Source organism: Pseudomonas sp. ACN5 (assembly GCF_002303975.1).
In the GTDB taxonomy this organism is placed as follows: domain Bacteria; phylum Pseudomonadota; class Gammaproteobacteria; order Pseudomonadales; family Pseudomonadaceae; genus Aquipseudomonas; species Aquipseudomonas laurylsulfatiphila.
The window spans coordinates 1-14099 of record NZ_MRCP01000015.1; the positions used below are offsets into that span (position 1 = coordinate 1).

The 14099-nt window shown below is 59.7% G+C and carries 11 protein-coding genes and 1 pseudogene; 6 read left to right on the top strand and 6 right to left on the bottom strand.

From position 1 onward, the window contains the following. The coding region (locus BSF40_RS24230) for an NAD(P)-binding protein (RefSeq protein WP_141249791.1) at positions 1-476 on the bottom strand (476 nt) is incomplete at its 3' end. Between the two features lie 477 nt (positions 477-953). Here BSF40_RS24230 and BSF40_RS24235 point away from each other — a divergent pair. Both BSF40_RS24235 and BSF40_RS24240 read left to right on the top strand, forming a co-directional pair. Next, positions 954-1232 carry a DUF2790 domain-containing protein gene (locus BSF40_RS24235; protein WP_095967106.1) on the top strand — a complete coding sequence of 93 codons (279 nt, stop codon included), beginning with the start codon at positions 954-956 and terminating at the stop codon, positions 1230-1232. Positions 1233-1505: 273 nt separating this feature from the next. Further along, positions 1506-2159 carry a hypothetical protein gene (locus BSF40_RS24240; protein WP_095967107.1) on the top strand — a complete coding sequence of 218 codons (654 nt, stop codon included), beginning with the start codon at positions 1506-1508 and terminating at the stop codon, positions 2157-2159. A gap of 102 nt (positions 2160-2261) precedes the next feature. On the opposite strand, the gene BSF40_RS24245 is transcribed toward BSF40_RS24240, so the two are convergent. Both BSF40_RS24245 and BSF40_RS24250 read right to left on the bottom strand, forming a co-directional pair. After that, positions 2262-2561 carry a hypothetical protein gene (locus BSF40_RS24245; RefSeq protein ID WP_095967108.1) on the bottom strand — a complete coding sequence of 100 codons (300 nt, stop codon included), beginning with the start codon at positions 2559-2561 and terminating at the stop codon, positions 2262-2264. Positions 2562-2803: 242 nt separating this feature from the next. Continuing rightward, complete coding sequence (locus BSF40_RS24250; protein WP_095967109.1) at positions 2804-3445, bottom strand: response regulator transcription factor; 642 nt, start codon at positions 3443-3445, stop codon at positions 2804-2806. 349 nt (positions 3446-3794) lie between these two features. Between BSF40_RS24250 and BSF40_RS24255 the strand changes: the two genes are divergently transcribed. The 4 genes and pseudogenes from BSF40_RS24255 to BSF40_RS33160 all read left to right on the top strand — a co-directional run. Then, positions 3795-8624 (top strand): HAMP domain-containing protein, encoded by a 4830-nt coding sequence (locus BSF40_RS24255; protein ID WP_095967110.1) that lies wholly within the window; start codon positions 3795-3797, stop codon positions 8622-8624. Beyond that, positions 8621-9751, top strand: coding sequence for a response regulator (locus BSF40_RS24260; protein WP_095967111.1), 1131 nt, complete (start codon positions 8621-8623; stop codon positions 9749-9751). The genes BSF40_RS24255 and BSF40_RS24260 overlap by 4 nt, the downstream gene beginning before the upstream one ends. Before the next feature lie 148 nt (positions 9752-9899). Next, on the top strand, positions 9900-10640 hold the full coding sequence (locus BSF40_RS24265; protein ID WP_095967112.1) for a Mut7-C RNAse domain-containing protein: 741 nt from the start codon (positions 9900-9902) through the stop codon (positions 10638-10640). A 66-nt stretch (positions 10641-10706) separates the two neighbouring features. Beyond that, a pseudogene (locus BSF40_RS33160) lies at positions 10707-10820 on the top strand (MBL fold metallo-hydrolase); the annotation flags it as partial. Positions 10821-10879: 59 nt separating this feature from the next. Here BSF40_RS33160 and BSF40_RS24275 read toward each other — a convergent pair. The 3 genes from BSF40_RS24275 to BSF40_RS24285 form a co-directional block, all read right to left on the bottom strand. Beyond that, a complete protein-coding gene (locus tag BSF40_RS24275) occupies positions 10880-11878 on the bottom strand; it encodes a 3-hydroxybutyryl-CoA dehydrogenase (protein WP_095967113.1) in 999 nt (332 codons plus the stop codon). Beyond that, complete coding sequence (locus tag BSF40_RS24280; protein WP_095967114.1) at positions 11878-12984, bottom strand: NAD/NADP-dependent octopine/nopaline dehydrogenase family protein; 1107 nt, start codon at positions 12982-12984, stop codon at positions 11878-11880. The genes BSF40_RS24275 and BSF40_RS24280 overlap by 1 nt, the downstream gene beginning before the upstream one ends. A 96-nt stretch (positions 12985-13080) precedes the next feature. Then, positions 13081-14055: an AraC family transcriptional regulator gene (locus BSF40_RS24285; RefSeq protein WP_095967115.1), complete on the bottom strand. Its 975-nt coding sequence runs from the start codon at positions 14053-14055 to the stop codon at positions 13081-13083. Between the last annotated feature and the right edge of the window lie 44 nt (positions 14056-14099).

A 14099-nucleotide genomic window follows, 5' to 3' on the forward strand; every position in this document is an offset into this window, starting at 1 on the left:
GTCGAGGGCACTGCTGTCTGGGCATGGGTGGCGTCCACCACCTTTTTGTGCACCCGCACCTGATGGTCTGCACCGCTGACGAGCGAGGTAAACCGGTGGTCGTCAATGCGGTCGCCGGTGTAGTTGCACATGGGGAAGTAACGGACTCGACCTGATGGCAGAAACTGCTGATTCATCACCTGATCGAAGTAGCTCACCACCTCCGCGCCGGAGGCCAGCTCATACAAGCCCTCGTTCAGTGCCGTCGTATCTTTCGTTCCGCTACCCAGTTCCCTTGAGTTGACGCCATAGAAGGCCGAGGGCTGGTGCAACCGTACAAAGGGGTAGGCATCATTCCAGTGCCCGCCAGCTCGTTCGTGTCGGTCCACCATCACGATGCGTGCATTCGTTTCCTTGAGTAGCGTATCGACGAAGGCCATGGCCGTCGCGCCAGCACCGATGACCAGGTAATCGGTTTCGATCGGATTTTCGTCCATATGGCTGCACCGCCCTGAAGGTTGTCCCCTCAACTTCCGTAGATTAGCCACCAATGCCGCGCTCAATAGAACGAATGCTGCTCACCTCCATAACCAATGGAATTAATGGCTGCAGCCCGCGCGCCAGACGGACGCCCCATCAACCGCCGGGCTCGAGTGTGGTGAGCGCCGGTCGAATCCATAGCCGATTGCTGCCTGTCACGAAGGACTCGGTCGACTGGCTTGAAGGCACTGATTCACCCTGCATAAAAATCCGTCATGACATGTTATGACCTCCCTGAAAAACGGACTTTAACCAACAAATTCAGGGGTTTTAGGACGAATGGTCGAGAGGCGTCAAGCGCGGGGAATTGCAGGGAGTTTGCAGCCACTACAGGCTTTTCTGACGGGCGCGTTCGTCGCGGTGAAGTGAACTTCACTTTCATGACGTGTCACATTAAGTCCTTGTCAAGTGAACTTCAGTGGAGGTACAGCCTTATGAGCATGGCCACGATAGTCAGTGCCGTGATTTCCAGTCTCGCACCCAGTGTCTTTGACCAGAACAATCTGCAAGACCCCGGTGCACATGTCTCAGCCGTCGAATACCACTACGGTATGGACATCGATGTGAAACGGGTATTGCAGCGCACCGATACATCCGACAAGACCGGCGTCGTACCGGTGACCCTGGTCTACGAAGACAGCGAGGGCGAGATTCACAAGATCCGTTTCCTCGAATGGGGTGGAAGCCCTGCCGACCCTACCAGCATTGCCTGATCAACTCCTCGATCGGGTTCCGGGCCTAGCCGCCCCCTAACAAGAAGCGGAAGTTGAACCTCCTGTGCACTCAGTGCGATTGAGGTTTTGTGTTACCTGAAAATGGACATATTCGAATGACTGAAAGTTCATTCGCGAAACTCACTATTATCTTGGTGGCGTGTTGCCCCAGGATTAATTGATAACAATGGCTGGATCTGAATGGCAGTCAGCAACGGTAATCAAGCCGTGCCAAGAGCCAAGTTGATTCACTATTGAATAAAAGAGGTCACCATGGAACTTAGTATGTTTTCTTCGTCCACCGTGGAATATGTGCGTTTGGGCGTTGTCTATTTTCATCTTATCGCCTGTTGCGTGGCAATCGGGCTGGTCTTGACCAGTGACATCGCAATGGTCAAGCAACTCCTGAAGGGGGATGCGTCAGGTCACCAAGATGACGCGCACATGGAAAGCCTTCAAAAAACCGTATCGCTTGCACTTGTAGCGCTTTGGATTACTGGCATTGGTATTGTCGGGATCGATTATGCCGGTAAAGGGATGGAGTATTTCCTCAATCCAAAACTGCAAGCCAAAATCGGCATCGTCGTGCTGCTGACCTTTAACGGCTTCCTGTTGCATAGCGCTGTATTGCCGGCGCTGAAAAAAGCCGGTTCGTTACTCAAGCTCTCCTTCAGCCTGCGCATGCTGGCGCTGTTCTCCGGCGCTCTCTCCGCCGTGTCCTGGTTCTATGCCGCCATGCTCGGTGTCGGTCGTCCGCTGGCCTGGAAATACTCGCTGGTTGAGTTGCTGGCAGCCTATCCGGTTCTCATCGTCGGCGGTTTCGGGATGATGGTCCTGCTCACTGCCTGGGCAAAAGACAGAGACACCGAAGCGCGTAGGGAGCAAGGCTTCAGGACTCCAGGAAACGCCGCCCTCGCTGGATGGTGAAGCCAGGCTGAACAAGGAAGTTCGGCTTCAGCCAATAAAACTCGCTGTTAGCAGTTCCGAAACGGTGCTGCTAACGCCGGTTTAAACGAGATCCAGCGGCCTCTATCGTTTCCCCTTCATGCAGACTACGGAAAGATAAGCCCCCCAAAGAACACCACATACGGCAAGTATCAGCTCCGGATTGAAAATACTCTGATCGACCGGTGCCACCAGGATTTCGCTGTAAAGGCACAGGGCGCCCGCGATCAACGCAATAAAGTAGCCAGTCTGTGTTCTGGTCCGGCGCAGCAATAGAACCTTTTTCAGACCCTCTTCTTTCCAATCCTGACGGGGCATGAGTTGGATTTCCTCCAGCAGCACCACACCCCACAGTAATGCGCATAACCCATAACCTATCATCATGACGCCCTCCAGTTTGAACGTTGATTCAACATGAATGCAGCGTGCACTCAGTGCTCAACTTGTGAATATCCATTCCGGAGTCTTTTCTGACTCGTTGACGAAGACAACTCCATTGAGCAGACCAATATATTCCGAGGGGTAAATATGCTTGATTGGGACGGCCCCCGCTATCGACGTTAGCAGGAGTTCTTTGTGGAGATATCAGCCAAAAGCTTGTAGTGGTTCCACTACAAGCAGCCACTCTAGGTTAACAAGCCGTTTTCAAGTGCATAGCGGGCCAGTTTCGCGTTGCTGTCCATCCCGGTTTTTTCCAGGATGCGTGCCCGGTACGTCGTGACGGTGCTCGGGCTCAAGTGCAGTATCTGAGCGATGCGCACAATTCTTTCGCCTGCAGCGAGGAGCTTCAGTACTTCAAGCTCCCGGTCGGAGAGCGCTTCGTGGGGTGCCTCGTCGCCTCTGCCAATAGCATTGACCAGTTTTTCCGCCAGCTCGGGACTGACGTGCTTGCCGCCCGAGGCCACCTTGCGAACGGCCGCCACCAGGGTGGCTGCGCAAATATCCTTGGTGAGGTATCCCGCTGCGCCGTGCTTGATTGCGCGTAACGCATAGGCCTCGACCGAATGCATGCTCAACATCAGAACGGCGAGCTTGGGCTTGTGCGCGCGCATGAGTTTGAGGAGTTCGAGGCCGTTCTTGTCGGGAAGCTGAATATCGACCAGCGCCACGTCGAAATCCTGCTCGCGGACCAGGAGCATGGCGTCTTGTGCCGTCTCGGCTTCACCCGTTACGTCGATCTCGCCGGCCGTCTCCAGCATGCGTCGCACACCGCTACGAACGATGCTGTGATCATCCACCAGCAAGACTCTGATTTTGTGGTCAGTCATCTGTTTTTTCCATTCGCACCCGCAAGGCCCTGGCCGTTTCGTGTCTCGATGTACAGATGATGTTGAACCCGCGAGCCCCGCCGACACAGATGCGCGTGCTCATGCATTCCCACACCCACCCTGCGGCCAGTGGCCAGCAAGCCATTGCATCGGCTGTCGGGTTCTACGTTAGCAGGTCGGGATTGCACTGCAAGATGACAATTCCCCCCGGGATCCGGGGCATTGCGCCAACCTTGCTAGTATTTCGTAAGCCAGCGCTCAGTGTTCGACAGGGTAAACACTGCGAAGCCGGCTCCTGCGGCAAGGGGTAATGCCTTGCCCGCGGCATCCATTTTGACTGGACACAGACATGGCCACAGTGACGACACCGATCGAAGTATTGGACATGAAGACATTGCTGGCAGCGCTGAAATCGTTGCGCAAAGGTGACTTCACCACGCGTATGCCGGAAGACTGGACCGGCATGCCGGGCAAGATCGCCGACACGCTCAACGAGATCATCGACATGGCGGCCGAGACCACCACCGAATTCGAACGCGTGGCGCAACTGATCGGCAAGCAGGGCAAGGTCGACGAGCGAATCCAATTGCCGATGATGAAAGGCTCGTGGCAAAAGATCGTCAACTCCAGCAATGCGCTCACCAGTGACCTCATCAGCCCGATGAACGAGATCATTCGCGTGGTCGGTTCGGTGGCCGAGGGTAATCTGAGCCAGCAGGTACCGCCGGTACTCGACGGTCTGAAACTGCGGGGCCAGTTCCTCAAATCCGCCGAGATCGTCAACACCATGGTGACGCGCCTGGGCTCCTTCGCTTCCGAGGTCACCCGCGTGGCGCGGGAAGTCGGCACTGAGGGGATTCTCGGCGGGCAGGCCAATGTCAAAGGGGTATCCGGCACCTGGAAAGACCTGACCGACTCCGTCAACGACATGGCCGCCAACCTGACCACCCAGATGCGCAACATCGCTTACGTGACCACGGCAGTGGCCAAAGGCGATCTGGGCAAGACGATTACCGTCGAAGCCCGGGGTGAGATTCTCGAACTGAAAAACACCATCAACACCATGGTCGGCCAGCTCTCGAGTTTCGCGGCGGAGGTGACCCGCGTGGCGCTGGAAGTCGGTACCGAAGGCAAGTTGGGCGGCCAGGCGGAAGTGCGCGGCGTCTCGGGCACCTGGCGCGACCTGACCGAATCGGTCAACGGCATGGCGGCCAACCTGACCACCCAGGTGCGCAACCTCGCCCAGGTGACGACGGCGGTGGCCCGTGGCGACCTCGGCAAGAAAATTACCGTAGAAGCCAAGGGCGAGATTCTCGAACTGAAAAACACCATCAACACGATGGTCGACCAGCTCTCCAGCTTCGCCTCGGAGGTGACACGGGTCGCGCTGGAGGTCGGTACCGAAGGCAAACTGGGCGGACAGGCCGAAGTCACCGGCGTGTCCGGTACCTGGAAGGACTTGACCAATTCGGTCAACGGCATGGCGGCCAACCTGACCACCCAGGTGCGCAACATTGCCGACGTGACGACGGCGGTGGCCAACGGCGACCTGTCGCGCAAGATCACCGCCGAAGCCAAAGGTGAAATTCTCCAGCTCAAGGAAACCATCAACACCATGGTGGACCAGCTCTCGACCTTTGCCGACGAAGTGACGCGCATGGCTCGCGAGGTGGGGACGGACGGCAAACTCGGTGGCCAGGCCAAGGTGACGGGCGTCGGTGGGACCTGGAAAGACTTGACCGACTCGGTCAACAGCATGGCGGCCAACCTGACCAACCAGGTGCGCAACATCGCCGACGTGACGACGGCAGTGGCCAAAGGCAACCTGGGGCGCAAGATCACCGTGGAAGCCAAGGGCGAAATCATGGAGCTGAAGAACACCATCAACACCATGGTGGACCAGCTCAATAGCTTCGCCGCCGAAGTGACGCGGGTGGCGCGCGAAGTCGGCACCGAAGGCAAGCTCGGGGGGCAGGCACAGGTGCAAGGTGTATCCGGCACCTGGAGGGATCTGACCGAAAACGTGAACTTCATGGCAGCCAACCTGACCAGCCAGGTGCGAGGCATCGCAAAAGTGGTGACCGCCGTCGCCAACGGCGACATGAAGAAGAAGCTGACACTGGAAGCCAAGGGCGAGATCGCCGAACTGGCCGACACCATCAACGGTATGACCGATACGCTGGCGCTGTTCTCCGACCAGGTGACCTCGGTGGCGCGTGAAGTGGGCGTCGAGGGCAAGCTGGGGGGCCAGGCCAACGTGCCGGGTGCTGCCGGCACCTGGCGCGACCTGACGGATAACGTCAACGGTCTGGCCGCCAACCTGACCAACCAGGTGCGTGCAATTGCCGATGTGGCGACGGCCGTGACCAAGGGCGATCTGACCCGTTACGTGGAGGTGGAAGCCAAGGGTGAAGTGGCGGAACTCAAGGACAACGTCAACGAGATGATCCGCAACCTGCGCGAAACCACGCGGCAAAACGCGGAGCAGGACTGGCTCAAGAGCAATCTGGCGAAATTCAACCGCCTGCTGCAGGGCCAGCGCGATCTGGCGGCAGTCTCCAAGATGGTGCTGTCTGAACTGGCGCCGCTGATCAACGCCCAGCACGGTGTGTTCTACATGATGGACGAGAACCCGCCGGATCCGGCGAAACTCAAGCTGCTGTCCGCTTATGCGTACAAGGGCAACATCAATGTGAACGATGAGTGGCGGCTCGGCGAGGGCCTGGTCGGGCAATGCGCCTACGAGAAGCGGCGCATCCTGCTGACCGATGTACCGGCCGATTACGTCGCGATTTCATCCGGTCTGGGTGCTGCCGCCCCGCTGAATATCATCGTGTTGCCGATCCTGTTCGAGAACAAGGTCAAGGCCGTCGTCGAAATGGCTTCGTTCACGCGCTACAGCATCATTCATCAGACCTTCCTTGATCAGCTCGCCGAATCGATCGGTATCGTGCTCAACACGATCGAAGCCAATATGCGGACCGAAGAACTGCTCAAGCAGTCGCAATCGCTGGCGCACGAACTGCAAAGGCAACAGGAGGAACTGAGACAGACCAACGAGGAACTGGAGGACAAAGCCGGCCTGCTGGCGGAGCAGAAAGCCGAAGTCGAGCGCAAGAACCGTGAAGTCGAAATCACCAAACTGTCGCTGGAGGAGAAGGCGGAGCAGCTGACGCTGACCTCGAAGTACAAGTCCGAATTCCTCTCCAGCATGTCCCATGAACTCAGAACGCCCTTGAACAGCTTGCTGATCCTGGCCCGCCAGCTCAGCGACAACGCGGAACACAATCTCACCCCCAGGCAGGTCGAATATGCCAAGACCATCCGCAGCGCGGGCAAAGACCTGCTGGAGCTGATCGACGAGATTCTCTACCTGTCCAAGATCGAGTCGGGTACGGTCACACTGGATCTCAATGAAGCGCGGTTCGCCGATCTGCACGACCAGATCGAACGCACCTTCAGGCCGGTCGCCGAAAGCCGCGGCCTGACCTTCACGATTGAACTGGCACCTACCCTGCCCCCCGTCTTGTGGACCGACGAAAAGCGCCTGCTGCAGGTGGTCAAGAACCTGCTGTCCAACGCCTTCAAGTTCACTGAACAAGGCAGCGTCAAGATCAGCATCGAGCCCGTTGTGTCCGGGTGGAGTGTGGATCACAGCGAACTGAATCGCGCCGATGCGGTGGTCGCCTTCGTGGTCACCGACACCGGCATCGGCGTATCGGCCGGCAAGCAGAAGCTGATCTTCGAGGCGTTCCAGCAAGCCGATACCGGAACCTCACGAAAATACGGCGGCACCGGCCTCGGCCTGTCGATCAGCCGCGAGCTCGCACACCGGCTGGGCGGTGAGCTGCGGCTGATCCCCGGTGAGATCGGCAAGGGCAGTACTTTTGCGCTGTACGTGCCCTTGCGAACACAGGATGCCCAGCGTCAGACGCTGGACGAACCCGCAACAGAGGCAGTACCTGGCCAGGTCAGGCGCGACCTTATGTCCGGCCCTTCTGCACAGATACTCGACGACCGCGAGTCGGTCCAACCCGGCGACCAGGTGCTGCTGATGCTCGAGGCCGCGCATCAGAAGGGATTCAGGGCGATCGTCACGACCCGTGGCGCGGATGCGCCGGAGCTGGTCGAGCGCTTCAATCCCGCCGCAATCACACTGGACCCGGGCCTGACGGACATCGATGGCTGGTTGCTGCTCGAGCAGTTGAAGGGAAATTTCGCCACGCGTCACATTCCGGTCCAGATCATCTCGAACACTGACGACCGCACACGCGGGCTGCGCTATGGCGCATACGACTATCTGCTCAAGCCAGTCACAGCCGACGAGATTCAACATGCGCTGGTGGGCATCGTCGCATTCGCAGGGCGCAACACCAGGAACCTGCTGCTGATCGACGCTGACGAAGCGAACCGCGCCCGCCTCCTCGATCTGCTCGGCAACACCGACCTGAAGATCGAAACGACCGCCAGCGGCGCTGAAGCCTTGAAGAAACTGGCAAAGAAACGCTACGACTGCATGGCAATCCATCTCGAACTGCCCGACGCATCCGGCATCGAGCTGCTCGAGGCGTTGCAGGAAGACCAGGCCAGGCGTGAACTGCCGATCGTCGTCTACGGTGCAGAGACACTGACCAAGCCGCAACACGAGCGTTTCCGGACACTGCTGGGCAAGGGCGTGATCAAGGCCGTTCAGTCTCCCGAGCGCATACTCGACGAAACCGCACTGTTTCTACACCGGGTCGTCGACAGGCTGTCGCAGACCCAGCGCAGGATGCTGGAAAAACTCTATGAGGGGTCGGACAGCCTCGAGGGCAAAAAGGCCCTGGTGGTCGACGACGACGTGCGCAATATCTTTGCCCTGACCAGCGTGCTCGAGAGCAACAACATGCGGGTGGCCACGGCGGAAAACGGCCGGACCGCCATAGAACTGCTGCAGCAGCAGCCCGATACCGACATCGTGCTGATGGACATCATGATGCCCGAGATGGATGGCTTTGAAACCATGCGCCAGATCCGTACCTTCAAACGATTTGAAGCCCTGCCCATGATTGCGCTGACGGCCAAGGCGATGATGGGTGACCGTGAAAAGTGCATCGAGGCAGGCGCCTCGGACTACGTCAGCAAGCCGGTGGATACCGACCAGCTGCTGTCACTGATGCGCAGATGGCTCTATCGATGAAGCAACCTCCGGTATTCAAAGAGAGCGCCCAGGTGCGGCACCCTGCCCCGCCTGATGGCGTGCCAGCATCGGTGTTGCTAGTGGATGACAACCCCGCCAAGCTCACCGCGCTCGCCGCAGTGATTACCGACATGGGCCTCGATGTCGCCACGGCGACTTCCGGACGCGAGGCGCTGCGCCTGCTATTGCAGCGCGACTTCGCCGTCATACTGCTCGACGTGAAAATGCCGGCGATGGACGGTTTTGAAACCGCTGCACTTATTCACGGCCGCCCGAAGTCGGCCCATACACCCATTATCTTCGTCACCGCGGAGGCCGACACCGATTCCGAGCGTTTCCGCGGTTACACGTCCGGCGCCGTGGATTACATCTTCTCGCCGATTGTGGCCGAAGTGCTTCGCGCCAAGGTCCAGGTGTTTGTCGACCTGTTCTACTTGCAGCGCAAACTGACGATGCAGGCCGAAGAATTGCAGCAATCGAAACGGCAGCTGCGTGAACTGGCCTCCTATCAGGAGCACCTCAAGGAAGAAGAGCGAAAGCGCATCGCTCGCGACATCCACGACGAGCTGGGACAAAGTCTGCTGGCGTTGCGAATCGATGTCTCCATGCTGCAGGCGCGCACCCGTACCATGCACCCCAGGCTCAACGAAAAGGCCAGCGATGCGCTGAATCACCTCGATACAGCCATCCGCAGTGTGCGCAGTATCATCAATGATCTTCGGCCCCCCGTACTCGACCTGGGATTGCAGGCCGCGATCGAGTGGCAACTTGAAGAGTTCCGGCAGCGCAGCGCGATCGATTGCACGATGTCGGCCAAAGACGAAAACTTCCGTTGCGACCTGAATGAAAAATCCGCCACGACGCTGTTCCGCATCGTGCAGGAATCACTGTCGAACATTGCCCGGCACGCGCATGCGACACAGGTGCACATCGAACTCTCCAGGGAGGGTCGCCGGCTTTACCTGCAGATCAAAGACAACGGCGTAGGCATGACGGATCGCAAAAAACTGGACTCGTTCGGGCTGGTGGGCATGAAGGAACGCATCAGCATGCTGGGTGGGGAGTTCACGATCGACAGCGCACCGGACAAAGGCACGAGATTGAGCATATCGCTGCCCATCGACTGACGCGGATAACAATTTCAAGCAGTACATCCAGCATCGAAGCTCCATGGCATCATCCATTTCAACATGATGACGATCGTAGTTTGGGACCCGCCGGAGAAAATGTCCGGACCGGACTCGCTCATCCTGCAGCCCTGCCATACTGTTCAGCATGACCAGTGCAACCTTTCGCTTCTACGAGGAGCTCAACGATTTCCTGCCGGCCGAACGGCGGCGGCAGTCCTTCACTTGCAAATGCGCGCGAGGGGCGACGGTCAAGCACATGATCGAGGCGCTCGGGGTACCGCACACCGAGGTCGAGCTGGTGCTGCTCAACGGCGAGTCGGTGGGCTTCGAGCGGGTGATCCTCGACAGTGACCGGCTGGCGGTGTATCCAAAGTTCGAGGCGCTGGACATCAGCCCGCTGCTCAAGGTTCGTGCGCAACCTTTACGGGTGCTGCGCTTCGTCGCTGATGCGCACCTTGGCGGGCTGGCCAGCCTGCTGCGCATGAGCGGCTTCGACACTCTCTATGACAATGGCTTCGAGGATGGCCAGATCGCCGAGATCGCTGCGCAGCAAGGACGCATCGTGCTAACCCGCGACCGCGAACTGCTCAAGCGACGGATCATCAGCCATGGCTGTTATGTGCATGCCCTGAAACCGTCGCTGCAGCTGCGCGAACTGTACGAGCGCCTCGATTTGGCGCGTAGCGCACGGCCATTCAGCTTGTGCCTTCATTGCAACCTGCCGCTGCACGAGATCAGCCCGGAACTGGCTCGGCCGCAGGTGCCGCCACGCGTTGGCGCCCTCTATTCGCACTTCCTGCGCTGCGACGCCTGCAAACGGGTTTACTGGGAGGGTTCGCACTGGCGCGGTATGCGTGCATTGCTGGCACCTCTGCTGGACCGATAGCCGCGCGGGCCGGCTGCGTGCCTGGGATAACTGGCTTTTGCATCAAGCAGATAACGGCCAGAAGCCCATCCCGACTGGCACAACGGCTCCGAACACGATCCCGAGGAATCGGTTCGCGTTCGAGTCCGCCTGCTACAGGAAGCGGCGGCGAGCGGCGAGCTGTTCGCCATTTCTACGCTATGGCGAAGGCCCCCGCTGCAACCCCATGTAGTCAGGGCCCGGCATCCGGGCCCTCAGGCTCAGGCCTGCTTCAAGGCGCCATCGAACGCTGGCGTCAACCCCGACAATTGCAGCTTGCGGACAAAATCGCCAAGACGCTGCTGCTTGTAGGCTTCCACGTCCATGTCACGGTAGTCGTAGAAACCCTGGCCATCTCGCAAGCCATTGCGACCGTTTTGCATGTTGTCGGCGATCACCTGTGGCGATTCGAAGCGCGGTGACAGCGCTCCACTCAGGTAGCGCGAGGCGTAGTACAAAATGTCGCCGCCGCCCCAGTCGATGAATTCAAGCAGGCCCAGCACCGAGAAGCGCAGCCCGAAACCGACGCGCACGGCGGTGTCGATATCTTCTGCGCTGGCCACGCCCTCCTCCACCATCCGTGCGGCTTCGTTCATTACCAATGCCTGAATGCGCGGCACGATGTAGCCAGCCACCGGATTGCACACCACGGGCACCTTGCCGATCCGCTTGAGCAGTTGCAGCAGCCGTTCGACGACCTGAGGGCAGGTCGCTTCGCTGCGGCTGACTTCCACCAGCGGCATCAGGTACGCGGGATTGAGCCAGTGCGCGTTCACGAAGCGCGCAGGCGTGCTGACCATTTCGCTCAACTCGGTGACGAGAAACGTCGACGTCGTCGAGGCGATGATGGTCGACGCCGGGACATGCTCGCTGACCCAGGCGAAGGTCTCCTGCTTGACCGCGATGACCTCCGGCACCGCTTCGAACACCAGGTCGCACTGAGGCAGTGTCGCCGCGGCCTGGGATTTTGATTGCACCGTCAGCCGGGCTATCGCGATGTCCGCCTGATCCCCCTCGAGCACACCAAGGCGTACCAGCATCTGCAATTCGCTGCGGATGTTGTTGCGCACACGCTCGAAGTAGCCATGTCGCTCATCCTCCGCGCGATCCTTTATATCGATGAGGGTGACCGGCAAGCCCGCATGGATGAACGCCAGGGCAATGCCCTCGCCCATCCGGCCGGCGCCGACCACGCTGACGTGGGGCAGCGCGGCGTTCATCAGTTGTAGCCCTTGGTCAGCAGTTCGGTCATCTGCGCCCGACTCAGTTTGGCCAGACCGAGGTTTTCCAGGGTGCGGCCTTCGGCGTAGAGATCCCGTGCAGCAACAACCGAGGCAATGCTCAGCAGACCCTGCGCGACCGGAGTCGGCACACCGGCCCAGCGGCCGACGGACACCAGGAAGGACAGGCCCAGGCGTGTGTCTTCGAGCATGTAGCGGTGCTTCTGCAGGTCGATGTCTTCGCGCCAGTCGCCGCTGTCGGTCAGCTTGCCGTGGGCACCGCGACCGTACATCCACTCATCGCCTTCGGTGGTGTTGTAGTGGTCGGCCAGGGGGAAGTGCGGAGCGCCGTAGGTCAGTGCTTCGCGCACGGCCATGCGCTCGGCATCGAGCTGGTTGGTCACGCGGCGGATCGACGGTTGGGTACCTTCGTTATGAATGTCCCAGGCCTCGAAATGCTCCAGGGGACCGGCGTTCATCATGATCAGCGGCGGATGGATGATGGGGCCAGCGTTCATCAGCGCACCACTCAGGGCGTCTTCAATCGGCTCGACGCTCGGGTAGGCTTCGCGCAGTACCGCGAAAGCATGCTCGGACAGGTTGCTGGGGAATACGCCGGTTGGCAGGCGGGTGGCGTAACCGCTGATCACCAGGTCGCTGGCGCCATGCTTGCGTACCAGATACGGCAACGTACCGGTTTCAGCGAAGGCGACCTTGCTCCGGTTGCCCGCATCGGCCATGGCCTTGGCGAACACGAAGCTGCCGAAAGTGCCTGGCGGCAAGAACACCACCTGACCGTCGTGCAGGTGCGGTGCAACATGTTTAGCCAGGTCTTCGTGGGAGGTCGACGGCAGCGGGATGATCACCAGTTGCGCATCACCCAGGGCTTCGGCCAGGTCGTCGGTGAACGAGAGCTTGTCGCCCTGCTGGCCGACGGACAACTGGCGAGTGCCCTTGTAGTCCTTGATGGTCAGGCTGCCGATGGCCAGCAGCTCCTTGAGCGCGGTGGAGTCTCGACGCCACAGGCGGGTCGGGTGCCCCTTTTCAGCCATTTCGACAGCAGCGGCGTAACAGCCGTGACCACCACCCAGCACAGTAATATTCATGCAGATACTCCTTTTTGTCAGTGACTCGATCCTATCGAGCCGCACCGCCGCAGACTCTTCCGATTGCGCAGCCGACTGACGGATTGCGCAGGAGTCTCAATGCTTCTGCCGCCGCAGGGTGTCCGACGGCAGACAGCCGTAGCGTTGCCGATAGGCGCTGGAGAAATGCCCGAAACTGTTGATGCCATGACGCAACAGGATATCGGTGACGGTTTCACCGGCCCTGCCCTGCTTGAGCGACTCGTGGATCACCGCCAGGCGCCGGTCACGGATGTACTCGACCGGCGCCTGCTGAAGGAACTGGTTGAAACCGTTTTGCAGGGTGCGCACCGAGACGCCACACAGTTCGCTCAAGGTCGTCAGGCTGATCGGTTCGTCGAGGTGTTCCTCGATGTAGTCACGGGCCTTTTTCACGTGGTGCGGCAGCGGCGCGCGCGAGTCGATCAACAGATCCGCCGAGTAGTTGTGCGGCAGCTGTGTGAGCAGCAGTTGCATCAGGTATTCGGACAAGCCGCTGGCGAGACGCGAACCGTCCACGCCGCTGCCGTACAGCCGGCAGATGTAGTCCAGGGTGTGATAGAGGCTGACGACGCCCGCGCCCAGGTGGTCGACGCTGACATCAAAGATCACCGACTGCCGCAGACTGCGGCCAAGCAGGCGTTGCAATTGTGTCTCCAGGGCATCACGGTCGACCCGCAGGATCAGGTTGCGGCACTCGCCATCGGTGACGATGCGGCTTTGCGCGAAAGGTGAGGAAACGCTCAGGTAGCCCGACTGCATCGCCGCGCTGCGCCGCCCGTGGGCCACTTCGCAGTGCCCCTGCAAGGTAATGCGAAACAGGTACTGATCGGCAATGTCGCCGATGGTGATTTCCACCGGCGCGCCATAGCGCAGGTCAAGCAGTGCCGAATCGCCGAAAAACACCCCGTTGAGCCGAGTGTGGATGGGCTCGTCACGCAGCACGTTGAAGCTGTGCGGGCACAGGTATTGGCTGACCTTGTCCTTGATCTCGCGGTAATCGGCCGAGCTGAGCAGGCTGTGCCGTTCCAGCAGGTGTACATCATTCAACATCACGGGTTCTCCTGTCCTGGAGCACCTCGGCCCCGCGCCCTTCA

Bases quoted from the DNA above. Each gene is read 5' to 3' on its own strand.
- BSF40_RS24235 (WP_095967106.1), top strand. From the start codon at position 954: ATGAGCATGGCCACGATAGTCAGTGCCGTGATTTCCAGTCTCGCACCC.
- BSF40_RS24240 (WP_095967107.1), top strand. From the start codon at position 1,506: ATGGAACTTAGTATGTTTTCTTCGTCCACCGTGGAATATGTGCGTTTG.
- BSF40_RS24245 (WP_095967108.1), bottom strand. From the start codon at position 2,561: ATGATGATAGGTTATGGGTTATGCGCATTACTGTGGGGTGTGGTGCTG.
- BSF40_RS24250 (WP_095967109.1), bottom strand. From the start codon at position 3,445: ATGACTGACCACAAAATCAGAGTCTTGCTGGTGGATGATCACAGCATC.
- BSF40_RS24255 (WP_095967110.1), top strand. From the start codon at position 3,795: ATGGCCACAGTGACGACACCGATCGAAGTATTGGACATGAAGACATTG.
- BSF40_RS24260 (WP_095967111.1), top strand. From the start codon at position 8,621: ATGAAGCAACCTCCGGTATTCAAAGAGAGCGCCCAGGTGCGGCACCCT.
- BSF40_RS24265 (WP_095967112.1), top strand. From the start codon at position 9,900: ATGACCAGTGCAACCTTTCGCTTCTACGAGGAGCTCAACGATTTCCTG.
- BSF40_RS24275 (WP_095967113.1), bottom strand. From the start codon at position 11,878: ATGAACGCCGCGCTGCCCCACGTCAGCGTGGTCGGCGCCGGCCGGATG.
- BSF40_RS24280 (WP_095967114.1), bottom strand. From the start codon at position 12,984: ATGAATATTACTGTGCTGGGTGGTGGTCACGGCTGTTACGCCGCTGCT.
- BSF40_RS24285 (WP_095967115.1), bottom strand. From the start codon at position 14,055: ATGTTGAATGATGTACACCTGCTGGAACGGCACAGCCTGCTCAGCTCG.